Annotated in this window: 22 protein-coding genes; 11 read left to right on the top strand and 11 right to left on the bottom strand. The window is 68.8% G+C overall.

Features of this window, described 5'->3' with window-relative positions; translation table 11 throughout:
- The first annotated feature begins 4 nt into the window (after window positions 1-4).
- Window positions 5-1,573, top strand: a complete 1,569-nt coding sequence (locus ACQPZQ_RS31225) for a gamma-glutamyltransferase family protein (protein WP_433286751.1) — start codon at window positions 5-7, stop codon at window positions 1,571-1,573.
- A gap of 18 nt (window positions 1,574-1,591) precedes the next feature.
- Here ACQPZQ_RS31225 and ACQPZQ_RS31220 read toward each other — a convergent pair whose 3' ends face one another.
- Both ACQPZQ_RS31220 and ACQPZQ_RS31215 read right to left on the bottom strand, forming a co-directional pair.
- Window positions 1,592-2,332, bottom strand: a complete 741-nt coding sequence (locus ACQPZQ_RS31220) for a GntR family transcriptional regulator (protein ID WP_433286748.1) — start codon at window positions 2,330-2,332, stop codon at window positions 1,592-1,594.
- A gap of 113 nt (window positions 2,333-2,445) precedes the next feature.
- On the bottom strand, window positions 2,446-3,129 hold the full coding sequence (locus ACQPZQ_RS31215) for an alpha/beta hydrolase (protein WP_433286746.1): 684 nt from the start codon (window positions 3,127-3,129) through the stop codon (window positions 2,446-2,448).
- 175 nt (window positions 3,130-3,304) lie between these two features.
- Here ACQPZQ_RS31215 and ACQPZQ_RS31210 point away from each other — a divergent pair, with 175 nt between their 5' ends.
- Together ACQPZQ_RS31210 and ACQPZQ_RS31205 are read left to right on the top strand one after the other, a co-directional pair.
- On the top strand, window positions 3,305-4,039 hold the full coding sequence (locus ACQPZQ_RS31210) for a class I SAM-dependent methyltransferase (protein ID WP_433286744.1): 735 nt from the start codon (window positions 3,305-3,307) through the stop codon (window positions 4,037-4,039).
- Between the two features lie 36 nt (window positions 4,040-4,075).
- Complete coding sequence (locus ACQPZQ_RS31205; protein WP_433286742.1) at window positions 4,076-4,984, top strand: TIGR03560 family F420-dependent LLM class oxidoreductase; 909 nt, start codon at window positions 4,076-4,078, stop codon at window positions 4,982-4,984.
- A gap of 105 nt (window positions 4,985-5,089) precedes the next feature.
- Here the strand turns inward: ACQPZQ_RS31205 and ACQPZQ_RS31200 are convergent, their stop codons facing one another.
- The 6 genes from ACQPZQ_RS31200 to ACQPZQ_RS31175 form a co-directional block, all read right to left on the bottom strand.
- A complete protein-coding gene (locus tag ACQPZQ_RS31200; protein ID WP_433286739.1) occupies window positions 5,090-5,500 on the bottom strand; it encodes a Zn-ribbon domain-containing OB-fold protein in 411 nt (136 codons plus the stop codon).
- A 5-nt stretch (window positions 5,501-5,505) separates the two neighbouring features.
- Entirely contained in the window at window positions 5,506-6,690 is a 1,185-nt protein-coding gene (locus ACQPZQ_RS31195) for a thiolase C-terminal domain-containing protein (RefSeq protein ID WP_433286737.1), read from the bottom strand.
- A 54-nt stretch (window positions 6,691-6,744) separates the two neighbouring features.
- The gene (locus tag ACQPZQ_RS31190; RefSeq protein WP_433286735.1) at window positions 6,745-7,512 is read right to left on the bottom strand and encodes an enoyl-CoA hydratase/isomerase family protein; all 768 of its coding nucleotides are present in this window, start codon (window positions 7,510-7,512) and stop codon (window positions 6,745-6,747) included.
- A gap of 42 nt (window positions 7,513-7,554) precedes the next feature.
- On the bottom strand, window positions 7,555-8,742 hold the full coding sequence (locus ACQPZQ_RS31185) for a CaiB/BaiF CoA transferase family protein (protein ID WP_433286733.1): 1,188 nt from the start codon (window positions 8,740-8,742) through the stop codon (window positions 7,555-7,557).
- 115 nt (window positions 8,743-8,857) lie between these two features.
- Window positions 8,858-10,060 (bottom strand): acyl-CoA dehydrogenase family protein, encoded by a 1,203-nt coding sequence (locus tag ACQPZQ_RS31180; RefSeq protein WP_433286731.1) that lies wholly within the window; start codon window positions 10,058-10,060, stop codon window positions 8,858-8,860.
- Window positions 10,057-11,391 (bottom strand): CaiB/BaiF CoA transferase family protein, encoded by a 1,335-nt coding sequence (locus ACQPZQ_RS31175; protein ID WP_433286730.1) that lies wholly within the window; start codon window positions 11,389-11,391, stop codon window positions 10,057-10,059. The genes ACQPZQ_RS31180 and ACQPZQ_RS31175 overlap by 4 nt, the downstream gene beginning before the upstream one ends.
- A gap of 108 nt (window positions 11,392-11,499) precedes the next feature.
- On the opposite strand from ACQPZQ_RS31175, the gene ACQPZQ_RS31170 reads away from it, so the two are divergent.
- Entirely contained in the window at window positions 11,500-12,189 is a 690-nt protein-coding gene (locus ACQPZQ_RS31170; protein WP_433286728.1) for an IclR family transcriptional regulator, read from the top strand.
- A 110-nt stretch (window positions 12,190-12,299) separates the two neighbouring features.
- Here the strand turns inward: ACQPZQ_RS31170 and ACQPZQ_RS31165 are convergent, their stop codons facing one another.
- Window positions 12,300-13,193 carry a LysR family transcriptional regulator gene (locus ACQPZQ_RS31165; RefSeq protein ID WP_433286725.1) on the bottom strand — a complete coding sequence of 298 codons (894 nt, stop codon included), beginning with the start codon at window positions 13,191-13,193 and terminating at the stop codon, window positions 12,300-12,302.
- A 225-nt stretch (window positions 13,194-13,418) separates the two neighbouring features.
- Between ACQPZQ_RS31165 and fabG the strand changes: the two genes are divergently transcribed.
- A complete protein-coding gene (fabG, locus tag ACQPZQ_RS31160; RefSeq protein WP_433286723.1) occupies window positions 13,419-14,189 on the top strand; it encodes a 3-oxoacyl-ACP reductase FabG in 771 nt (256 codons plus the stop codon).
- A gap of 50 nt (window positions 14,190-14,239) precedes the next feature.
- Here the strand turns inward: fabG and ACQPZQ_RS31155 are convergent, their stop codons facing one another.
- The gene (locus tag ACQPZQ_RS31155) at window positions 14,240-15,175 is read right to left on the bottom strand and encodes a LysR substrate-binding domain-containing protein (protein ID WP_433286721.1); all 936 of its coding nucleotides are present in this window, start codon (window positions 15,173-15,175) and stop codon (window positions 14,240-14,242) included.
- 136 nt (window positions 15,176-15,311) lie between these two features.
- Between ACQPZQ_RS31155 and ACQPZQ_RS31150 the strand changes: the two genes are divergently transcribed.
- Window positions 15,312-16,925 carry a thiamine pyrophosphate-binding protein gene (locus ACQPZQ_RS31150; protein WP_433286719.1) on the top strand — a complete coding sequence of 538 codons (1,614 nt, stop codon included), beginning with the start codon at window positions 15,312-15,314 and terminating at the stop codon, window positions 16,923-16,925.
- 74 nt (window positions 16,926-16,999) lie between these two features.
- Here the strand turns inward: ACQPZQ_RS31150 and ACQPZQ_RS31145 are convergent, their stop codons facing one another.
- Complete coding sequence (locus ACQPZQ_RS31145) at window positions 17,000-17,902, bottom strand: LysR family transcriptional regulator (protein WP_433286716.1); 903 nt, start codon at window positions 17,900-17,902, stop codon at window positions 17,000-17,002.
- 83 nt (window positions 17,903-17,985) lie between these two features.
- On the opposite strand from ACQPZQ_RS31145, the gene ACQPZQ_RS31140 reads away from it, so the two are divergent.
- The 5 genes from ACQPZQ_RS31140 to ACQPZQ_RS31120 all read left to right on the top strand — a co-directional run bounded on the left by ACQPZQ_RS31140 (window position 17,986) and on the right by ACQPZQ_RS31120 (window position 23,546).
- On the top strand, window positions 17,986-19,245 hold the full coding sequence (locus ACQPZQ_RS31140; protein ID WP_433286714.1) for an MFS transporter: 1,260 nt from the start codon (window positions 17,986-17,988) through the stop codon (window positions 19,243-19,245).
- Between the two features lie 219 nt (window positions 19,246-19,464).
- Window positions 19,465-20,730, top strand: a complete 1,266-nt coding sequence (locus ACQPZQ_RS31135; protein WP_433286712.1) for a CynX/NimT family MFS transporter — start codon at window positions 19,465-19,467, stop codon at window positions 20,728-20,730.
- A 166-nt stretch (window positions 20,731-20,896) separates the two neighbouring features.
- The gene (locus ACQPZQ_RS31130) at window positions 20,897-22,159 is read left to right on the top strand and encodes a cytochrome P450 (protein WP_433286709.1); all 1,263 of its coding nucleotides are present in this window, start codon (window positions 20,897-20,899) and stop codon (window positions 22,157-22,159) included.
- Window positions 22,156-22,353, top strand: a complete 198-nt coding sequence (locus ACQPZQ_RS31125) for a ferredoxin (protein WP_241042599.1) — start codon at window positions 22,156-22,158, stop codon at window positions 22,351-22,353. Before ACQPZQ_RS31130 ends, ACQPZQ_RS31125 begins: the two co-directional genes overlap by 4 nt.
- Window positions 22,350-23,546, top strand: coding sequence for an NAD(P)/FAD-dependent oxidoreductase (locus ACQPZQ_RS31120; protein WP_433286706.1), 1,197 nt, complete (start codon window positions 22,350-22,352; stop codon window positions 23,544-23,546). Before ACQPZQ_RS31125 ends, ACQPZQ_RS31120 begins: the two co-directional genes overlap by 4 nt.
- Window positions 23,547-23,617: the final 71 nt, after the last annotated feature.

The raw sequence follows: 23,617 nt of genomic DNA, 5'->3' as shown, positions 1-23,617 counted from the left end.
GACCATGACACGTCACTCGGCTCTCTCACGCGGACGCGGATCGATCGCCAGCCCGCACTATCTCGCCACGGAGGCGGGCGAGGGCGCCTTCCGTGCTGGGGGCAACGCCATCGACGCGGCGATTGCCGCGGCGGTGGTGCTGGACGTGGTGTATCCGAACCAGACGGCGTTGGGTGGCGACGCGGTGGCGCTGGTGCGGACTCCTGGTGGGGCGATCCACTGTGTGAACGCGACGGGTGGGGCGCCGGCGGCCCAGTCGGTGGAGCGGTTGCGGGCGGTTCACGGTGAGGAGATCCCGTTCCGTGGCATCGACACGGTCACGGTGCCGGGCGCGGTTCGCGGCTGGGAGGCGCTGAGGTCGTTCGGTGCCCGGCTGCCGTGGTCGGCATACTTCGATGCCGCCGTCGGGCTCGCGTCGGACGGTGCTCCGGTCGGCCGGTCGCTCGCCGCGGCGATCGCCGAGAAGCGCGATGTCCTGTCGCAGGATGCGGGCTGTCGGGAGGTGTTCCTTGCTGGGGGAACGCCGTTGGGGGAGGGTGACGTCTTCCGCCAGCCTGCGCTTGCGCGGTCGCTGGTGGAACTGCAGGCCGAGGGCCCGGACGCGCTGTATGGCGGGGGTGTGGGGCGGCGCCTGGTCGATGGTCTCGCGCAACGGGGCTGCGTCATGACGATTGATGATCTCGAAGGTTTCAGATCGGACCTGGTGGCACCGCTGACGGCGACCTTCCGTCGGTACGAGGTGATCACCAGTCCGCCCAACACGCAGGGGTTCATGCTGTTGCGGGCGTTGAAACGGCTGGAGCGGATCGGTGACCCGCAGGACGTCCTGGGTGAGCAGGCCGGCGCGCTCGCGGAGATCTTCGAGCACGGCAACGCGATTCGTGATCTCCTGCTGGCCGACCCGAGATTCGCCACGGTGGATGCCGGTGCGCTGATCGATCACGATCCGGCCGCGACTCATCGGCCATCGGAGGGGGCACGGGTCGGGGGCGACACCGTCGGTATCTCCGCGATCGACACGGACGGGTATGCGGTCTCGCTGCTGCAGAGCGTGTACAACGCGTTCGGGTCCGGGGTGCTGGAGCCGGTGACCGGCATCCTCATGCAGAACCGGGGACGGTCGTTCTCCCTGGATCCGCGGTCGCCCAACGTGGTGGCTCCCGGCAAGCGGCCCCGGCACACCCTGATGCCCGTCATGGTCACCGAGGGTGGGGACGTCAGGTGGGTCAGCTCGACCATGGGTGGGCACGGGCACCCGCAGATTCAGGCCCAGTTGCTGCTGCGCTGCATGGCGGGGGAGTCGCCGGCCGACGCGGTCGATGCGCCTCGCTGGATCGTCGGGGTGCAGGATGCCGGGGACACGAACATGACGGTCTACGTGGAGAGTGACCTGCCGGCCGCTGCCACGGACTCGTTGGTCGCTCGTGGATTCGTCCCGAAGGTGCTTCCCCAGCACGACGAATGGCTGGGTCATGCCAACCTGATCAAGGTCGGTGACGACGGCCGTTTCGACGCGGTGAGCGATCCCCGGTGCGACGGCTCGGGCGGCGAGGTCGAACTGCCGTCCCGATGAGGCGGGCCCGCGCCGACGTCAATCCGACTCGTGCGCGTCCGATCCGGCGGACTGCAACCTGGTGAGCCGGGAGGCCGCCTTCGCCCCGAGGCTGCCCCGGATGTGGCGGTGCATGATCGTCGACGCGGCGTCCGCGTCGCCGGCGATCACGGCGTCGAGCAACTGACGGTGCTCGTCCGCGGTGACGGCGCGGTCCCGTTCGTCGGTGCGATCGCGCAGACCGACGAGGCGATAGCGATCGGCCTTGTCCCACAAGTCGTCCAAGGTCGATATGAGGATCTCGTTGTGCGATGCGCGGTAGATGGCGCGGTGGAATCGCCGGTGCGCAACGAGATCGGCGATCGACGGGCGATCGGGTAATGCGTCGATCTGAAACGAAGCCCGCATCTCGGCGATGTCGTCCTTCGAGCGTCGTTCCGCCGCCAACGCGGCAGCGAGGGGATCGACGGCGAGCCGGATCTCGACCAGGTCGCGTGCTTCCTCCGGCGACAACGCGGTAGCTCGCGCATCGCGGTAGGCGTCCAGTTCGACGAGGCCTTCGGACTTGAGCCTGCGCAGGGCCTCCCGGAGGGGAGTGGTGCTGATGCCCAGCCGACGAGCGATCAACGCCTGGTTGAGTATCTCGCCAGGCGCGAATTCATGGCTCACGATCTTGTCGCGGAGCCAGGCGTAGGCGAACTCGCTCTTCGTCGAGTAGTCGTGTTCCGGGCCGACCACGCCTGCCTCCTCTCGTCGTCCGTTGGCTGGTGGCGCCTGCATGCGCAGGAATCTGTTTGCCCCGGGCATCAGGATCGTTGATAGATCACACTTTACTCATCGTGAGACGAGGTCGATGTGAGCGTCTGCGCCGAGCCCTCAGTCGCGCAACACCGTCAGATCCACAGTCCCGCGATCTCGTCGAGGAGCGCGGCCAGCTCGGCGGGACGGGACAGGAACGGGGAGTGGCTGGTCGGGACCCGGCGGATGGTCGTCGCGTGACGGGCCATCTGCTCCTGAATCCGGACCGGGATCGCGGCATCGTTTTCGGTGATGATGTAGGTGGACGGGACGGTGTGCCACGCGGCCCGGGTCACGCGGTCGGCGAACGGCTGGCGGCGCTGGTCGACGAGCCGGCTGACGGCGAGGTCGCCCACCGCCTCGGGGACGTCGGCGTAGAGCTGGGCCCGTGGGTCCGAGCTGATCGGGAACAGTTCCTCCGTCGAGTCGGGGTCGGGAGCGCCGTGCAGGCTGAACAGCGACTCGTCGATGTCGGGGACGTAGGCGGCCAGGTACACGAGCTGCCGAACGTCGGGCAGGCCGGTGAGGCCCTCGGTGGCGGGGATCCCGCCGTACGAGTGGGCCACGACGACGACCGGGCCGCCGATCGCCTCGGTCGCCGCGCGGACCGCCGCGGCGTCCTCCCGTAGGCCGCCTCGTGGGTCGGGGCCGGTGGTGGGCAGCTTCACCGCGCGGCTGGCGTAGCCGAGGGCGTCGAGCTCGCCGCGCAGCAGATCCCAAGTGGACGGGAGGTGCCAGGCGCCGGGGACAAGAACGAGTGTGGGCCGCTGAGCAGTCATGATTCTTTTCCCTGGAGTGGCCGGACAGGGTCTCGGAACCGAAGGTTACAGATCTTGACTGTAATGTATATCGAGTCGGCGACCAGGCCGTGGGCGCGAGCCTCTTTCCGCAGGTTCTGAGCTGTCCGCGGGTCGCTGGAGTAGCTGCGCTGTTGTCTCTCCTAGGGTCTGCCCAATGGGCTGTTCATCATCAGTGCGTCGTCCGGCCGATCTCGACATCGTTCGCGAGTCCTACGACCGCGTCGCGGACAACTATGTGGAGATGGTGGCGACGACCGGCCTCGGAGACGTCCGCACTCATCCGTGGCTACGGGCCGCAATGGACGTGTTCGCCGACGCGGTCGGCGGGCTGGGTCCGGTACTCGACGTCGGGTGTGGCCCAGGCACCGTGACGGCGTACCTGGTTGATCGCGGCGTGAACGCGTCAGGCGTGGACTTGTCGCCTCGCATGATCGAGCACGCACGCCGTCTGTACCCCCAGTGCAGCTTCAGCGTGGCGTCGTCGACCGATCTCGATCTGGCCGACTCGTCGTTGGGTGGAGTGATGGGGTGGTGGTCGTTGTTCAACCTGCCTCGGGACGTTCTGCCGCAGGTCTTGTCGTCGTTCGCCCGGGCCCTGGTGCCAGGCGGGCAACTGATCGTCGCGACGCACGTGGGGGACAACGATGTGGCTCGTACCGAGGCCTACGGCGGTGTCGCGGTCAACTGGACGACCTACCAATGGCGACCGGAACAGCTCGCCGCGCTGATCGAACAGACAGGACTACGACAGGTAGCTGAGCTGCGGCTTCCTGCGGAAGGACAGATCGGCCCGGGCGTGGTGCTCGTGGCTCAACGCGATCACAGTGATCTTCGACGGGTGTACGACGAAGCGCCTCAGGACGTCGATCGCGATCATCGCAGCATGTGACCGGGTCGCCCCGGCCTGGGTATTACGGTCGGAACCATGGACTTCTCCTTGTGGCCCCTGGGCGCGCAGCCGTGGCAGGACACCCTCGAGGTCACCGAGTACGCGGAGCGCACCGGCTGGCACGGCGTCTGGATCGCCGATCACTTCATGGCGAACGGCGCTGAGGGCGTCGGGGTCCCGATGAACGAGTGCATGGCGGTGCTGGCCGCGCTCGCGAGCCGGACCGAACGGGTCCGGCTGGGGTCGATGGTGCTGGGCAACACGTATCGGCACCCGGCCGTCGTGGCCAACCAGGCGGCGACCGTCGACCAGATCAGCGGCGGCCGTTTCGTGCTGGGAATCGGCGCGGGCTGGCAGGTCAACGAGCACGAGGCGTACGGCATCGAGCTGCCGCGCCCCCGTGTTCTGCTCGCCCGTCTCGACGAGGCCTGCCAGGTGTTCAAGGGCCTGCTCACCCAGGACCGCACGGACTTCGATGGGAAGTACTACCAGTTGACCGGTGCGCCGCTGGAGCCCAAGCCGGCCGCGATGCCGCTGCTGATCGGCGGCGCAGGGGAGAAGGTCACCCTCGGCATCGTCGCCAAGTACGCCGACGAGTGGAACCACTGGAGCCTGCCGGAGGTCGCTGTCCGCAAGGGCGAGGTGTTCCGCGAACACTGCGAGAAGATCGGCCGCGACCCGGGCACCGTCCGCCGGTCCACCCAGGCGCTGTTCGAGGTCATCGACCCGGGCGACACCGAGGCTGCGGAGCGCCGCGAACGGTTGGTGGCGTCCGGCCGGCCGGTGGTGATGGGCAGCGCCGAGGAGTTGCTCGACACGTTCGGCCGGTACGCCGAGGCGGGCATCGACGAGGTGCTGGTCCCGGACGTCACGCTCGGCAACGGCCAGCGGCGGATCGACGCGCTCGAACGGCTCCGCGAGGAAGTCTTCGTCAAGCTCGGTTGAGCTATCGGGGCCCGACCACTACCGGCCGGTCGTCAACGGACAGCCACCCGCCCAGGCGCGGGACCTCCTGGCGCTCGCCTTCCCTGCTGACGCCCGCTTCGCGTCCTACCCGGCCGGCCGGAAGACGGGGACGGCGGTGCCGTCGTGGTCCTCCCAGTCGAGCTGCACGCGCTGCCCGACGTGGAGGGTGCCGGGTTCGGCGATCACTTCGGTGAGGATGCGGAAGCCCTCGTCGAGGTCGACATAGGCGACCGTGTAGGGCGCGTGGGCGCGGAAGAACGGGTGGCCGTGCTGGCGCACCACGGTGAAGGTGTAGACGGTGCCGCGGCCGGTGGAGTCGAGTGTCTCCAGGTCGGGGTCGTCGTGGCCGCGGGGGTAGAACACCACCTCGCCGGTGCTGCGGTGGCGCTGGTAGGTGAGCCGGTGCTGGGCGCAGGCTTGCCAGAACGGGCCGGTGTCGGCCTCGTCGAGCACCGGCAGGGGCCGCGTGGGTGCGGAGTCGGTGGTGGCGTTCACGGTGCTCAGTCCTTTCCGAGGATGACGGTGGCGGCGGAGTGGCGGGTGCCCAGCTGTCCGCCGTTGCCGTGTGCGACGGCGAGGCGGGCGCCCTGCACCTGGGAGGTCGATTCGCCGCGCAGCTGTCGGGCGGCCTCGATGAGCAGGAAGATCCCGCGCATGCCCGGGTGGTTGGACGACAGGCCGCCGCCGTCGGTGTTCAGCGCGGGTGCTCCGGGGTGGTCCCAGCGCAGCCGGCCGCCTTCGACGTAGGAGCCGCCCTCGCCCTTCTTGGCGAAGCCGAGGTCCTCCAGCAGTGTCAGCACGGTGATGGTGAACGAGTCGTAGATCATCGCGATGTCGATGTCCTCGGGCCGCACCCCTGCTTCACCGAAGGCGAGCGGCGCGGACTGGGCCCCGGCGCTGGTGGTGAGGTCGCGGGTGTTGCCCGGGTAGCCCACCGCCTCACCGCTGCCGAGGATCCAGACCGGATCCTTGCGGATCCCCGCCGCGACATCGTCGCCGACGATCACGACGGCGCCGCCGCCGTCGGAGACGAGGCAGCATTCGAGCAGGTGCAGGGGGTCGGCGACCATCCGGGAGCCGAGCACGTCGTGGGTGGTGAGTTCGCCGGTGTTCTTGATGCCGAGGTCGCGCAGCCCGGCGATGGCGTCGGGGTTGCGCACGGCGTGGGCGCGGGTGGTGACGGCGATCTGGGCCAGTTGCGCGGGTGTGGTGCCGTACTCGTGCATGTGCCGCTGGGCGACCAGGGCGTAGTTCCCGATCAGCGGCAGCCCGTAGGGGGTCTCCATGTTCAGGCCGGGTGCCGGGTCGGGCGTGCTGCGGGCTCCGGTGCCGATGGCCCTGGCCTCGCTTTTGGCGGTGGAGCCGTAGGTCAGCAGCGCGACGTTCGCCCGCCCGGCTGCGATGTCACGGGCGGCGTGGGCGGCGTGGAACTCGTAGGAGCTACCACCCAGCGAGGTCGTGTCGATCACCCGCGGCGCGATACCCAGGTGCTCGGCGACAGTGATGCCGGACCACGCGCCGGTTTCGCCGGCGTCGTAGAGCGCGTCGACGTCGGCGAAGGTCAGCCCGGCGTCCTCCAGCGCCCGAGCCGCGGACTCGGCCTTGATCTGCATCTTGCTGCGGCCGGGCGCCCGGCGCAGAGGGTATTCATGGATGCCGGCGATCGCCGCCCGTCGCGGTGCCATGTGCATCTCTCCGTTCTCTCGGTGCAATCTCGGATGTGCGCGAAAGCGCGCCCCTCATCTGGCCGGAGCCGATCGACTCCGCCCTGCCGCGTAAGCGGCGATGTTCTCGGTGGTCGATGGGAGATCGAACATGTCGGCGAATACGTTCACGCTGATGTCGACGCTCTCCCGCAGTGAGCAGTTCAACCACGTCTCGAACAGGCCCTTCTGAGCGGTCAGGACCTCCGGTGAGTGTGCGATGATCCGCTCGATGAGCTCCCGGGCCGCGGATTCCAGCGCCTCGTGGGGCACGACACGGCTGACCAGACGGTCGACCCCGAGCTCTTCCAGCGCGTACATGTCTCCGGTGAGGATCAGCTCGCGCGCTTTCGACAGTCCGATGAAATGCGGGAGCAGTGCTGCGTCGACGACCGAGGGCACACCGAGTTTGACCTCGGGCAGGCCGAACCGGACTCCGGGTGCGGCGATCCGCAGGTCACAGGCGAGGACGAGTTCGAAGGCCGCGCCGACGCACGCACCGTTGACAACGGCGAGCGTCGGCACGGAGCAGGTTCGAACGGCTGCGATGCAGCGCCCGACAGTGGCGATGATGCGCTTGCTTTCCTCCCGACCCGCATCGCGGAAGGTATCGAGGTGCATTCCCGAGGAGAAGGCTCGCTCGCCCTGCCCGGTGATCACGACCGCCCGAATCCCTGCCAGCTCTGTGGTGACGGCATCCGCGATGACGTCGAGGTCCTGGACGCGGAGCGCGTTGGCCGCATCCGGCCGATTGAGTGTGATCCAGCGGATCTTTCTGTTGTCGCTGACAGTCGGTGCACTCATGTTCCGGTTCTCCTTGTGGCCTGTGTTCGGCGACCGAACCGATCAGGCGACGATTCCGTTGCGCCGCAGGGCGGCGCCGGCAGATGCGTCGAATCCCAGCTCGGCCAAGATCTCGTCGGTGTGCTGTCCAAGGGTGGGCGGCGCAGATCTCGGCCTGGCCCGCATGTCGTCGAATGACAGCGGGCTCGCGACCTGATCGATGAGTCCCGCCGTCGGGTGGGTCGTATTCGTCACGATTCCCAGCGCCGCGGTGTGCTCGCTCGAGTACACCTGCTCGATCGACAGGATCGGCGCAGCGGGAATCTGCGCACGATCGAGCCGCCCTACCCAATGGGACACCGACTCGGTCACGAACATGCCGTTGAGCAGCTCGGCCAGGTCGGCGCGGTGCTGCACCCGCCGGGAGTTGTCGGCGAATCGCGGATCGTCGAGCAGATCGATCCGGCCGATGGCACGGCAGAGTCGCTCCCAGAGTCGTTCGGTGGCGACGGCCACCACGAAGTCGCCGTCCCGCCCTGTGAACGCCTGATACGGCGCCAGATTCGGGTGCGCCGACCCGAGTGCGACGGGCTTGACGCCGGCGACGAACAGGTCCATCGCCAGGTTGACGTGCAGAGCGAGCTGCGCCTCGAAAAGGGACGTGGTGACCAGCCGCCCCTGCCCCGTTCGCTCCCGTTCCGCCAGCGCCGCGAGCGCACCGATCAGACCGAAGAGCCCGGTCGTGAGGTCGGCGATGGAGAATCCCGCTCGAACGGGCTTCCCGTCCGGATCTCCGGTCACCGACATGAGGCCACCGGTGGCTTGGGCGATCAGGTCGTAGCCGGGCCGGCCACTCCATGGCCCATTCGTGCCGAAGGCCGACAACTGCACGTGGACAGCCCGGGAGTTGACCTCCCGTACCCGGTCGTAGGCGAAGACGTCCCGTAGTTTGCTGCCCGGCCGGAAGTTGTCGACGACTACGTCGGCGTCGGCGATGAGGCGACGGGCCAGCCGGACCCCTTCCTCGGTGTGCAGATCCACGACCATCGACCGCTTGTTGCGGTTCGTCGACAGGAAGTAGGCGCTTTCGCCACCGCCTGCCCTCGGGCCCCAGCCGCGTGTCATGTCGCCACCGCCGGGGTTCTCGACCTTGACGACGCTCGCCCCCAGGTCACCGAAGACCATGCCCATGTACGGGCCGGAGAGGGAGCTGGCGAACTCGAGCACGCGCACTCCCTGGAGCGGGTTCACGTCCGGAACGTGCTGACCGTCGGTCCGGCGAGCCGGTTCCCTGATATCGGAGGTCATGATCACCCAACTAGTGGTCGGTTCTGCGTAATTGACGACAACCCGCGAAGTGCACGCGTCAGCGCCTCTGCGGGGCGTGCCCGACGAAAGCGCCGATTCCGGTCGCCGCGCGCCCGACGACCAGCGTGTTCATCTCCTTCGTGCCCTCGTACGAGTAGAGAGCCTCGGCGTCGTTGAAGAACCGGCCGACTTTGTTCTCCAGCAGAATCCCGTTGCCGCCGAACACCTCCCGCGCCCGGGCAACCGAGTCGCGGAGCATCAGCGTGGCCTGCCGCTTGGCGAGGGCCGCTTGCTCGTTGCGGAACGTGCCGGCGTCCTGCAGCTGCGCGACCCGTACGGCCATGCCGAGCGAGGCGGTGGCGTTGCCCAGGATCGAGACCAGGTGGTCCTGGACGAGCTGGTATGACGCAATCGGCGAGCCGAACTGGATCCGCGTGGCCGCGTAGTCGCGGGCCAGTTCGTAGACCGCGGCCATCGCGCCGACGGCGCCCCAGGCCACCCCGCCGCGCGACACCCGCAGCACTCGGTTGGTGTCGGCGAACGTCCGCGCGCCGGGCAGCCGGTTGGCCTCCGGCACCCGGACGCCGTCGAACGTGAGGTCCGCGTTCTGCACGGTGCGCAGCGCGAGCTTGCCCTCCATCTTCCTGGCGGTGAAGCCGGGCATGCCCTTCTCGACCACGAAGCCCTTCACCTGGTCGTCGGCCGCGTCCCGCGCCCAGACGACCACCAGATCGGCGAACGTGCCGTTGCCGATCCAGCGTTTGGCTCCGTCGATCACCCACTCGTCGCCCTCGCGACGGGCGGTGGTCTCCAGCCCGCCCGCGACGTCGGAGCCGCCGTGTGGCTCGGACAGCGCGAACGCGCCGATCTTCTCCATCCGGCGCATCGTCGGAAGCCAGCGCTCCTTCTGCTCGTCGGACCCGCACAGGTCGATCGAGGAGAGCACCAGCCCGGCGTGTACGGCGAAGAACGTCGCCATCGATGGGTCGACCCGGGACAGCTCCATCCTGATGAACGACGTCAGCAGCCGGGAGTGGGCAGGGCGATCCGGCCAGTCGCGGTCCAGGCCGACGATGTCGAGCTCGGCGAACCCGGGGATCAGTTCGTACGGGAACTCGGCGCGGGCCCAGTGGTCGTCGGCGACCGGCGCGATCTGCTGCTCGGCGAACTCGCGGACGCGGGCGAGGATCTTCCGGTCGGTGTCGTCGAGCAGATCGGCGTAGCCGTAGAAGTCGGCCGGCAGCGGTTCCAGGGTGTTCATGATGCGTCCTCCTGTGCAGCGGAATGCGCGGCCGGGACGGCCTTCTGGACGCGGTCGCGCGTGGTGGCGAGGGCAGGACGGCCGGGGCCGCGGGCGTCCTCGGTGGCGGTGCTGATGGCCCCGGCGGTCCTCACCACGCCGGCGTCGGTCAGGGCGCGGATCTGTGTCTCGGAGCGACCCAGCTCGCGCAGCACGTCGGCGCTGTCGGCGCCCAACCTCGGTGCCGGGGTGCGCAGGCCGGTAGGTGCGCCTGAGAACCGGACCGGGAATCCGATCGAGCGGTAGCGGCCCTCACTCGGGTGGTCGGCCTCGGTGAGCAGTCCGCCGGAGACCACGTACGGATCGGTCTCGGCGTCGTCCAACGACAGCACCGGTGCGAACGGGATCGAGTGCTCGGCACAGAGCCGCGCCCAATCATCGGTGGTCCGGGACGAGGCCAGTTCACTGATCAACGCGTACAGGTCGGGCTGGTGCCGGGACAGCGAGGCCGAGTCGGCGAACCGCTCGTCCGTCGCAAGGTCCTCGCGACCCACGGCACGGAAGAAGTCGGCGATGTCCGCCGGGGTGTAGGGGAGGATGCACGCCCAGCCGTCCTTCGTCGCGACGGCCTCGTGCATCTCCGCCATCGACCGGTTGAACCCGGTCGGCCCCTCCTCCGGGACGAAGGTGTGCCCGGACAGGTGCTCCACCAGGTTGAAGGCCAGCAGGGTGTCGGTCATCGGGACCTCGACCAGCTGGCCCTCGCCGGTGGCCCGCTGCTGGATCACCGCGGCGAGCACCGAGTAGACGATGGTCAGGGCACAGACCTTGTCGGCGAGGATCGTCGGCGCGTACGCCGGGGTGCCGGTGGCCCGGCGCATCAGGTCCACCATCCCGGATGAGGCCTGCACGATCTCGTCGTAGGCCGCCCGGTCAGCGAGCACGGAGTCGCTGCGGAAGCCCTGGGCGCGGACCTGAACCAGGCGCGGGAACCGCGCGGACACACTGTCCGGGTCCAGCCCCAGCCGGGCCAGCGCGCGGGGGCGCATGTTGGTGACGAGCACGTCGGCGGTGTCGAGCAGGTCGTCGAGTACCGCGCGGCCGTCGTCGGTCTTGAGGTCCAGCGCCAGCGACCGCTTGTTGCGGTTGACGTTCAGCGCAAGCGCGCCCATCCCGGCGTTGCGCTGCGGCCGGGTCCGCCGGGTCATGTCGCCCGCCGGTGGTTCCACCTTGATCACCTCGGCACCGAGGTCGCCGAGGATCTGGCAGGCGTAGGGGCCCATCACGACCGACGCCAGGTCGACCACCCGCAGCCCGGACAGGGCCCCTGCGGCGCTCGCGTCCCGAGTCACGTCCTCACGTCCTTCCGTAGCGCTTCAGGGAATGAGTATTGCTAACTACTTTCCATGATCGGGGCTAGAGTTACCCATATGCGTAACCATCACCGAACCGTGGATCGGGTGGCGGGACTGCTGGAGGCGGCCGCCCGCCGGCCCGGCGGCAGCACGTTGTCCGGCCTGGCCCGGGCGGTGGGTGCGCCGGTGTCGTCGGTGCAGAAGCTCGTCGACGGGCTGGTCGCCACCGGCTATCTGGACGAGCGCGAGCGCCACTACACGCTCGGCCCGGCGCCGTGGATGCTGGCGGCGCGGGCCGGGGCGCCGCCGGTGCCTGCCGTGCCGCACGAGGCGCTGACCCACCTGTCCGGGGTCATCGGCCTGCCGGTGCTGCTCGCTGTCCGGGTGGGGGATGACGTCGTCTACGTGGACTGGGCAGGTGCCGACGAGTCGTTCGACGTCGCAATATCCGCGCGGGTGCGCGCGCCGCTGCCGGACACCGCGGCCGGGCGGGTGCTGTTGGCGTTCCTGCCGGCCGCCGAGCGCAAGCGGATCGCGCTGGCCGTGTACGACGCGGACCCGGCTGCGGCTGCTGCGCTGCTCGACGCATGCGCCCGGATCCGGGACACGGGGGCCGAGCGCGGGGAGAGCGGCGCGGTGCTCCCCGGTGCGGTGGCGGCCGCCGTCCCGCTTCGGCATGACGGTGTGGTCACCGGCGCGCTCTCGGTGGCCGAACGCCGCGCCGAGCCGGGAGGGAGGATCCCGGACGCGGTCGTCGCCGCACTGTCCGACGTGACCGAGACCTGGTCGACCTGACCGGCGTGGATCGCCAGGATCCCACGCCGGAGCGTGGGTAGAGCTCCGCTGCTGATCGCGATCGCTCGACGGCGAACCTCCGCAGTACGACGCGTCCGGATTCGCCGCAGTCACTCGGCGCCGGGCAGCACCTCCACCGACGTGCGCAGGACACGGCGCAGGACGGGATCGTCGTCGCCCTGCCGCCAGAGCAGGTAGACGGAGATCGCGGGAGGACCGGCGATCTCGCAGATGTGGACGCCGTCGAGCGGAAGGTGGGCGACCGCGGTCGCCGTCGTGAAGTGCAGACCCACTCCGGCCGAGACCAGCGCGATGCTGGTCCACGAGTCCGGGGCGATCTGCACGAACCGCGGGTCGAACCCGGCAGCCTGGCACCCCGACACGAGGATGGCGCGAACCGACGAACCGAAGGACTCGGGGAATGCGACGAACGGTTCGTCGCGGAAATCGTCGAACCGCAGCTCCGCGGCCTGCGCGAGCCGGTGGCTCGTCGGCACCGCGACGACGCAGCGGTCGCGGGCGATAGCGCGGCTGGACACCCCCGCAGGTGGTTCGGCGAACCGCGCGAGCGCGAGGTCGCTCTCGTGGCGGAGCAGGTCCGACAAGACCGACGCACCGTAGCGCCCCGGCAGGAACACGAGGTCGATCAGCGGGTGCTGTTGCCGGACGGCCCGGGCGAGCTGCCCCACCGCGTCGTGCGCGGACGGCCCGGCGAAACCGATCCGCACCCGCCCGCTCCTCCCCTCGTGGGCCGCTGCGACCGAAGCGCGCGCTTCGTCCCCCATCGCAAGGATGGCCCGCGCACGATCCACGAGGGCCGCCCCCGCCGGCGTCAGCTCGACCCTGCGGGTGGTCCGACGGAACAGCGGGGCGCCGAGGTCCTCCTCGAGCGCGCGGATGGTGCGGCTCAGATACGGCTGGGCGATGTGCAGACGCTCGGCTGCTCGGCCGAAGTGCAGGTCCTCGGCGACGGCCACGAACGCGCGCAGCTGGAGCGGGTCCACCCGAACCTCCATTGATGCGGATCCGCCAACAATAACCAGCGAACTGGTCTTGGAATTGCATCAGCGCCGCGCACACCATCGGGCTATGACCGAGACACAGGTGTCGGGCGAGTACTTCGATTTCATCCGCCGGCGGGTCCGAACATGCATCCGCACGAAGGTGGTCACCCGCGGAGATCGAGATCGACTACGCCATCCCGAAGCCTGTTGCGAAGGAGCCCTCTGATGCCTGAAACCCGATCGACCGAAGGACGCGTCGCGATCGTCACCGGCGCTGCCCGCGGCATCGGCGCCGCCACCGTGCAGCGCCTGGCGGCTGACGGGCTCACCGTCGCCGTGCTGGACCTGGCGGAGTCCGCCGCGGAGAAGACCGCCGACGGTATCGGGGCGGCCGGCGGCACCGCGATCGCTGTCAGGTGCGACGTGACGAACGCCGGCGGCGTCGACGCCGCGGTATTACTCGTGGCGGACGAGCTCGGGCCCCCGACGGTGCTGGTGAACAACGCCGGGATCACACGCGACAACCTGCTCTTCAGGATGGACGAGTCGGACTGGGACGCCGTGATGGGTGTGCACCTGCGCGGGTCGTTCCTCATGACCCGGGCGGTGCAGAAACACATGGTCAGCGCCGGCTGGGGCCGGATCGTGAACCTCTCGTCGACCTCGGCGCTCGGCAACCGCGGTCAGGCGAACTACTCGACGGCCAAGGCCGGGCTCCAGGGGTTCACCAAGACCCTCGCCGTCGAACTGGGCAAGTTCGGGATCACCGCGAACTGCATCGCGCCCGGGTTCATCGCCAGCGACATGACACGCGCAACGGCGGATCGGATCGGCGTTCCGTGGGAGCAGTACGTCGAGGATCGCGCAAAGGCCATCCCCGTCCAGCGGGCCGGCCGGGTCGAGGACGTCGCCAATGCCGTGTCCTTCTTCGTCGACGAGCAATCGAGCTTCGTCTCCGGCCAAGTGCTCTACGTCGCCGGAGGCCCACGGGCTTGATGCGCCGACGGCGGTCGCAGGATCCTGTTTCGCGTCTCTGCGGCTGGGGCTCAGAGCCGCAGAGACGGGTGCCGGGCCGTCAGATCCGCCAGATAGCACGGCACCGACCTGCGCGCGGCGTCGACGAAAGCCGACAGGGTTGCGGACGCGTTGTCGGTCCGCCAGGCAAGGACCAGCGGCCGATCCGGGATCGAGCCGGTGAGCGGGACGAATCGCACCCCGCGTCGGCCGAGGTTCACGAACGACGTGGGCAGGAACGCGACGCCGAGACCGGCTGCGACCAGGGCCAGGACGGATTCGACCCGGGGGGATTCGTCGACGATGCAGGGATCGATCTGGTGACGCCGGAACAGTTCGACGACGTCGGCGTACACGGTGGGTGCCGTGGCCTGTGTCCACAGCAGGGTCGGTTGCCCCGACAACGCCGACGGGGGGAGCCGTTCCTCGCCGGCCAGAGGGTGATCGTCCCAGAGAACTGCCATCAAGGGATCGTCGAGCAGCGGTTCGACGGTCAGTGACCCGTCGTCGATGGGGCCGCGCAGGAAGCCGATGTCGAGCCGGTGCTCGACGAGTTGACGCACCTGCTCGACTGTCCCGAGGTCCACCACCTCCAGCGCGACGTCGGGATGGCTGCGCCTGTGCGCGCGGATGACGTGCGACAGGACGCCGGAGACAGCGGCCTGCATCGCACCGATGCGGACCTGACCCAGCTGGCCGGCGGCCGCCCGTCGCGCTGCGGCAAAGGCACGTTCGGCGTGCACGAGACACAGCCGCGCCTCGGTCAAGAACGCTTGCCCTGCTTCGGTCAAGGCGATCGGCCGGCAAGAGCGGTCGACGAGTTCGGCCCCCAGCTCCTGCTCGAGTTTGCGGATCTGCTGGCTCAGCGGTGGCTGGGCCATCCGCAGACGCTCAGCGGCCCGACCGAAATGGCGTTCTTCCGCCACGGTGACGAAGTAGCGAAGTAACCGTAGTTCGGAGCCCGACATATCTCCACGATATGACGAGGGCTGCAATCTGTCTTGGACGTAGATGTTTCCTGGTGCCTAGCGTGAGATCCACGGGAAACCGCAGCGCGCGCCGGCTCACGGCAGTAGGCGCGTTTGCCGGATTGAGGGAGATTGAATGAAACTCTACCAAGCGTTGGCCGACGCTTTGATCGAGCAGGACGGGGCGCCGGTATTCGGGCTGATGGGCGACGCGAACATGCTCTACGTCTCGGCGTTCCGTGAGCGGGGTGGCAGGTTCGTCGCTGCAGCCCACGAGACCGGCGCGGTAGCGATGGCGGACAGCTGGTCGCGGGCCACCGGCCGGATCGGCCTCTCGACCGTCACCCACGGGCCGGGTGTCACCAACGCCCTCACCGGCCTCGTGGAGGCGGTGCGCAGTCGCAGCCACGTGCTGCTGTTGACCGGCGCGACCCCGGGCGAGCCGACACACTTTCAGCGGCTCGACCTGTCGACCTTCGCAGCCGCGGCGGGGGCCGGGTACGAGCGTGTTCATCGGCCGGAGTCGCTGTACCGGGACGTGAGTCGTGCGTTGCAGAGAATCCTCGCCGAGGACCGGCCGGTACTGCTCGACGTGCCATACGATCTCCTGCTCGCGTCCGTCTCCGTCGATCCTGCGGCGGTGCGGGCGCCGTCCCACCGAGCGCGACTCGTCGCGGGGGAGATGCAGCTCGACTCCGCGCTGGGCCTGATCGCCTCGGCGACACGCCCGGTGATCCTGGCCGGGCGGGGCGCGGTGACCGCCGGGGCGGAGAGGTCGCTGGTCGAGCTGGCGGAGCTGATCGGCGCTCCGCTCGCGACATCGGTGCCGGCCAAGGACATGTTCGCCGGTCATCCGAGCAACCTCGGCATCTGCGGCAACCTCACGCACACTGCCGCATCGACCGTGCTTGCCGAGGCCGACTGCATCGTCGCCTTCGGGTCGAGCTTGAACCTCCACACGACGATGCGCGGCGAGCTCACCGCGGGGAAGAAGATCGTTCAGATCGACTCCGACCCGGGCAGGTTCGGCTGGTATCTGCGGCCCGACGAGGCTGTGGTGGGGGACGCCGACGACGTGGCGAGTGTGTTCATCGCCCGACTGCGCGAGGCAGGACACACGTCGCAGCGAGGATGGCTTGATCGGGCGCAGGGCCTCATCGCTGACTTCGATCCCCGGTCCGAGTTCCAAGACCGTTCGAACGGCAGCACCATCGATGTGCGTGTCGCGGCGGTCGAGCTCGACGAGCGTCTGCCCGCCAGGCGCAACGTCGTCAGCGACCTCGGCCGGTTCGTCCACGCCGCCTGGCCCTACATCCACACCGAGGACGCCTCCCGGTTCACGGCAATGGGTGGATTCGGCGCGATCGGACTCGGGTTGGCGGGAGCGATCGGCATGGCCGTGGCGCGCCCGGACGCCCCGACCGTCTGCCTCGTCGGCGACGGCGGATTCATGATGAATCCCGCCGAGCTGGCCACCGCGGTCCGCGAGCAGCTTCCCGTGATCGTGGTGGTCTTCAACGACGGGGCCTATGGCGCTGAGTACCACAAGTTCCTGGTCCACGGCGTCGATCCCGCGCACTCGTACATGAGCTGGCCGGACATCCAGCGGGTGGCGGAGGGCCTCGGCGCGGAGGCGATATCGGTTGCCAAGACATCCGACTTCGACGCCGTAGCGGAATTGCTCGTGGACCGCACCCGCCCGCTCGTGCTCGACATCCGCCTGGACCCGACCGTCGACATCGTCGCCTGACCATGCGATGGCCCAGGACGAGGTTGCCGTGACGAGCCCGGCGGAAGCTGGGGCGCCGGGCTGAAAGGTCGCCGTCAGAACGAACTCTCGAGCGAATACCGATAGAACGAGGCCGCTGCAGGCTCGAGGCGCCGCTTGTTCGACGTGATCAGCCCGATCTCGCGGTGGCGCTGCGGGCGGAGGCACAGTTCCGCTGCGCCGGCAAGGGGTCCGCCCTCACGGGCCGGCAGGACCGCCACTCCGAGACCGACCGCCACCAGGCCCCGGACGGTCTCCACGTCGTCGCCTTCGAACCCGTGAGCAGGACTGAATCCCGCCGAGGTGAACAGGCTGTCGACCAGGCTGCGGAGCCCGACGCCCGGCCGCAGGCTCACGAACGGCTCGTGGCGACACTCCTCCAGACGGACCTGCCGGCGCTTCGCCAGCCGATGATCGGCTTGCACGACCAGGACGAGAGGCTCCCGATACAACGCCACCGAATGCAGATCCGCCGGCACCGCCAGAGTGGAGCTCAAGGCGACATCGACCGTTCCCGCGGCAACCCGCTCGAGCAGCTCGTTGTGGCCGGCCTGCAGAAGGCTGAATCGCACATGAGGGTATTCGGACCGGAATCCGCGCAGCAGGGCGGGCACGCTGGTCGTGCCCAAGCTGCGGAGGAACCCGAAGACCACATGGCCTCGTGCCGGATCCGCGGCCTCCAGCGCCCGGGCCACCCCCATGGCCAAGCTCTGGTGCGAGGTGACGACCGCATCCGCGAGAGCGATTCCGGCCGCAGTCAGCTCCGATCGCCGCCCGACCCGCCGGGTCAACGCAACTCCGACGGTGCTGCTCAGGTCGCCGATCCAGCGGGTGGCAGTCGGCTGGGGTACACCGGCGGCTTCGGCGGCCGCGCTGAGATGACCGTGGGATCGCATTGCCCTCAACAGAGTGAGGCGTGGTGTGAGGTCTGCGGCAATGATTTCCGCCGTACCCGCCATGACCACATCGTACTCATTTCTGGATCGATTGGCATCCGAAAGCCCATAGGACGGATGGCTCGCGCGTGCCTAGCGTCAATATTGTGGTCAGCGCATCCGACAATCCGATCACGCGCGAGCCCGTGGCCGCCGGCGAGATCGGCCACCGCCGGGGAACCCGCGAGTTCCGTCGCGTCAACCTGGCGCTCGTGGCCGGGGCCTGCGCCACGTTCGCCGTGCTCTACAGCATGCAGGCGCTGTTCCCGGCGGTCGGTCGGCAGTTCGGAGTGAGCCCGGCGATCGCGAGCTTGACGCTGTCCGTACCGACAGCTGTGCTCGCGCTCTCGACGATCCCGCTCGCCGCAATTTCCAACACCCACGGGCGCACGAAGGTCATGTCGATCTCCATCGTCGCGACGGCCGTGATCGGCCTGGCTGTTCCGTTCGCACCGAGCTTTGCGATTCTGCTGGTGCTACGCGGGCTGGAGGGCTGTGCCCTGGCCGGGCTCCAGGCCACCGCGATGTCGTATCTGTCCGAGGAACTCCACCGCAGTTCCCTGGGCTCGGGGATGGGCATCTACGTCGCGGGTACCGCGTTCGGCGGCATGCTCGGACGCACGCTGGCCGGAGCGGTCGCCGATTTCGCCGGCTGGCGCGTAGCGCTCGCCGCGGTGAGCGTCCTGTCGGTGTTCGCGGCCGTGGTCTTCATTCCGACGGTCCTGCCGTCGCGGAACTTCCGCCCCGTCCCGCTGCGTTTCGCCGCAGCGCCAGGTGGCGGGTCGCGAACCTTCGGCGACCGGGGACTGACAGCGCTCTACGTGATCGGGTTCCTGGACATGGCCGGGTTCGTGACCGTCTACAACTATCTCGGGTACCGGCTGCTCTCCCCGGAGTTCGGGCTCTCGCAGGCGTTGGTCGGCGCCCTGTTCGTCATCTACCTCACGGGGGCGGGGGCGTCCGCGGTGGCCGGCCGGCTCGTCGGTTCGTTCAGCTACCGAGCAGCGCTGTGGCCCAGCGCGCTCGTAGCACTCGCCGGGGTGGCTCTGATGCTCAGCTCCCACGTCGTGGTGATCGTGCTCGGACTGGTGCTGGTCACGATCGGGTTCTTCGCCACCCACTCCGTGGCCAGCGGCTGGGTCGGCGCCCGATCAGGACGACTGCACGGCTCGGGCCCCGCGGTGTACCTGTTCTGCTATTACCTCGGTTCCTCGATCGGAGGCACCGCCGGCGGCGTCTGGTACGGCCGAGCAGGCTGGGATGGTCTCTCGATCTACCTTGCGGTCATCTTCGCCGCGATCATCGCCGTCGGAGTTTCCCTACGACACCTACCGCCAATCGCATCTCCGCCCGTCGCTGACAGATAGAAGGACCGCGGGATCACATCTCCTGCGGCAATCGAGCGATACTGATGAACCAGCTCGACGTGAGGGCGGACACGGCTTTCCATCGCCCATTACGGCGGAACCAGAGCGGAAATTCTGTGAGAACGGGGGAATGGATCAGATGAAATTCGAGCGCGATTACGCCGGTGGGCATGGTGACGTATTCGACAGACCGCAAGCCGCCGGCCAAGACTCGGCACGATGACGACGCGGGCTCGTTCCACACTCTTACCAGCCGTCGGCGTCATCTTGCTGGGAGCGAACCTGCGGCCGTTGGTGGTCGCCGTGTCCCCGCTGCTGGGCGCGATTCGCGCCGACACGGGGTTGTCGGTGTCCACCGCCGGGCTGCTGACCACTCTGCCGGTGCTGTGCTTCGGCGTGCTGGCGCCGCTCGCTCCTCGACTGGGTCGACGACTCGGCATCGAACTGACGTTGCTGCTCACCATGGTGCTGATCACGGCCGGCGCGGCGGTTCGCCTGCTGCAGCCACTGGCGGCGCTCCTCGGTGGCACAGTGCTGATCGGCGCCGGCATTGCGGTCGCCAACGTGCTGCTGCCGGGAGTGATCAAGCGCGACTTCGAGAGCAGGGTCGGCCTGATGACCGGGCTGTACACCATGACGATGTTCGCAAGCCCCGCCCTCGCCGCTGGGTTGAGCGTCCCGCTGGAGAGGGCTACCGGGCTGGGTTGGCGCCGCGTGCTCGCGTTGTGGGGCGTGCTGGCGGTCGCGGCGATCATCGTGTGGCTGCCACGGACTCGTCGGCGCACCCGAGTTTCGGCTGCCGACACGAAAGCGGCCGCGCATCCGGTGCGTGGACTCTGGCGCAACCCGCTTGCCTGGGCGGTCACCTGCTTCATGGGTCTGCAGGCGATGACCTTCTACATGGTTGCGGCCTGGCTGCCGACTCTGCTGGCCGACGCCGGAATGAGTGGCGTGACTGCGGGCGTGATGCTCTCGCTGAGCAGCGTCGTGGGCATCGTCGGGGCATTCCTGGCCCCCATGCTCACCGGGGGAGCGGCGCGGACTGCCGCGATCGTGGTGGCCGGGTCGGTGCTATACGTGATTGCCCTCGGTGGATTGTTGGTCGCGCCGATCGCCGGGGCGTATCTGTGGATGTCGTTGCTCGGACTCGGTCAGGGCGCGGCGATAAGCCTGGCCCTACTCTTCATCGTGCAGCGGGCACCGGACATTCGGCATGCGGCGCAGTTGTCCAGCATGTCGCAATGCTTCGGCTATGTGCTGGCAGCGGTCGGTCCACTCGCACTGGGTGTGGTCCATGAGGTGACCGGCGGCTGGACGATTCCGCTTCTTCTGGTCATCACGGTTCTCATACCGCAGACCCTCGCCGGCGTGCTCGCCGCCCGAGGCGGGCACGTCTCCGGCTACCCCGACGAGCCTCGTGCGGGGGCCGAACTGCTGGCCTTTCCCAGTTCAGGCCCACGACAGGGCGCAGGCCCGGCCAGGTAGCGCTGGTCCGGTCGTCATAGCCGAACAGGCATGGTTCAAGCCGGAAAAGGTTCTTGTGTGCACGGTCCTGCGGGCCGACCCTGGCTTCCTGCCCGGCTCACACTCGGCGGACCCGGTCACAAAGTGCGCTGGGAGCGTGCGTGCACATGTGAGGAGTAACCATTCGATGTCGGCGGTGGCGGGATGTCCGGTAGCCCACGGGTTCGATCCTCTTTCCGATGAATATCTGGCCGAGCCGTATTCGATCCTCAACGATCTACGGGAGAGCGGGCCGGTGCATTATGTGCCGTCGATCAACTATTGGGTGGTCACTCGATACGAGGATATCGCGGCCATCCTGTCCGACCCCGCCGCGTACTCCGCGACGGTTGCGCAAGCTCCGCTGTCATCACTGACGGACGAGGCTCAGGACATTCTGAGGCGGGGCCTGCGCAATGTGCCGGTTCTGTCCAACCTCGACCCACCGGCCCACAGTCGGATCCGCCTCCACCTCGCGCCGCTGTTCCTGCCGCGCAAGGTGGCGAAGCTGCAGCAGCGGATCGAGGAGTTCTCGAAGCGCCTGATCGATGACTTCGCGCAACTGGGCAGGGTGGACATCGTGCCCGCCCTGACATTCCCGCTGCCGGCACTCACGGTCTTCCGTCTGCTCGGATTCCCCGATGCGGACGTCGAGCAGCTCAAGCAGTGGTGCGGAGACAAGCTGGAGATCAACTGGGGCCGCCCTGACGCCGACTACCAGCTGCGCGCGGCCACGAACATGGTCAAGTTCTGGGACTACTGTGAGCGCTTCGTCGAGCAGCAGACGCAGGTGCCGGGCGACAACCTGACCAGCCAGTTGCTCCGGCAGCGGGAGTCCGACGACAGCGCGCTGAACGATCGGGAGATCGCGAGCGTCATCTTCGCGCTGAGCTTCGCGGGTCACGAGACGACGACGAACCTCATCGGCAACGCCCTCCGCAATCTTCTCTCCCGCCATGGTCTGTGGCAGCGATTGCACGCGGACCCGGCGTTGGTCGACTCCGCTGTCGAGGAGACGCTGCGGTTCGACTCCTCGGTGATCGCGTGGCGGCGGGTCACGACCAGGGCCGTCACCATCGGCGGTGTCGACATCCCCGGGAACACACGGTTGATGCTCGCTTTCGGCGCCGCCAACCACGATCCGAGTGTGTTCCCCGAGCCCGAGGTGTTCGACATCAACCGCGACAACGCGCGCGTGCAGCTCTCGTTCGGCAAGGGAACCCATTTCTGCCTGGGCCAGCATCTGGGCAGGGTCGAGGTGCGCACCGTGATCGGCATGTTGGCCCGCCGTTTCCCCGACCTCCGGTTGGCGGAGGGGCAGACCGTGACGTATCCCAGGAACATCTCCTTCCGCGGCCCCGAGAGCCTGATCGTCGAGTGGAGCCCGGAGGAGGCTGCGCAGTGGGCATGACCCTCAGCGTCGACCGGGATGGATGCACGAGCTGCGGCGACTGTGCGCTGGCAGCACCTGAGGTGTTCGACCTCGACGACGACGACGCCAAGGTGATCCTGTTGCTGGCGCAGCCGCCGGAGTCCGCGCGCGTGGCCGTCGAGCAGGCGATCCGTGACTGCCCGGCCGGTGTGCTCGCCATGGTCGAGACGTGATCGGTGCGGGCCGCGTCGTCGTGGTCGGGGCCTCTCGGGCCGGGACGACGGTGGTCGGCACGCTGCGCGCACGAGGGTTCACCGGGTCGATCACGCTGGTCAGTGACGAAGACGTCGTGCCGTACGACCGCACGCATCTGTCGAAGGAGGGCATCCGCAACGGGGCTTCGAGCGTCGCGGCCCCGCTGTGCGGCCCCGACGATCTCGTGGGTACCGACCTCCGCCTCGGCACCCGAGCGGTGGGTGTGGACAGCACGAGCCGAACCGTCCATCTCGACGACGGCGGGGAGCTGTCCTACGACGGCCTGTTCGTGGCCACCGGTGCCGCTCCTCGCCGGCCGCATGCTCTGAGCGGCTGCGCTGGCGTCTACGTGCTGAGGACCTTCGCCGACGCGCAACGCCTGCGCACGGCACTCGCTCGTGCCTCGACGGTGTTGATCGTGGGCGGCGGGTTCGTGGGCGCCGAGATCGCCGTGGCCGCCCGCGAGCGCGAGCTCCCCGTGACGATCGTCGAGGCCGGCCCGACACTTCTGGAACGGGGCCTGGGCGAGCAGGTCGGTGCCGAGTGGACCGAGCTGCACCGACGGCGAGGCGTCACGGTCCACTGCGGCAGGACGGTCGTGTCGCTGAGTCAGCGCGATGGGCGCGTCGACGGAGCCGTGCTGGACGACGGCCGGGTCGTCCCGGGGGATCTGGTCCTGGTGGGCGTGGGTGCCGCGCCCAGCACCGACTGGCTTTCCGGCGACGACGCGCTGAAGATCGACGACGGCCTCATCTGCAGCGAGACGCTCTGCGCCGCGCCGGGGATCTACGCAGTGGGTGACGTGGCCCGATGGCGCGACCGGGACACCGGCGAGTTGCGCCGCATCGAGCACTGGACGAACGCTCACGCGCAGGGTCGCGTGGCGGCCGGGAACTTCCTCGGGGACGACCAGCCCTTCGTGGCGGTGCCCTACGTCTGGTCCGACCAGTACGGGCACCGACTGCAGATATACGGGACGACCCGCAACCCCGACACCGTCCGAGTGCTCGATCCGGGCGCGGGTGTGTCTCGCCTCGTCGTGTACGAGGCGGATGGTCGGGTGGTGGGCGCCGTCGGAGTCGATGCTGCGAAGGAGTTGCTGCCCTGGCGCGGCGCCATCGCCCGACAACAGCCCCTGGACGACGCTCTCCGGAGCCTCACTCCGAAGTAGCACGCCCTGCCGCCCTGCATTCCCCGCCGCGCGTCCGATGTCCCCCGTTTCGTGTCGCATGCAGGAGCCAT

Source organism: Pseudonocardia sp. CA-142604 (assembly GCF_050948475.1).
In the GTDB taxonomy this organism is placed as follows: domain Bacteria; phylum Actinomycetota; class Actinomycetes; order Mycobacteriales; family Pseudonocardiaceae; genus Pseudonocardia; species Pseudonocardia alaniniphila.
Note: the sequence above shows the minus strand (reverse complement) of the source record. Positions and strands in the feature narration are given on the sequence as shown.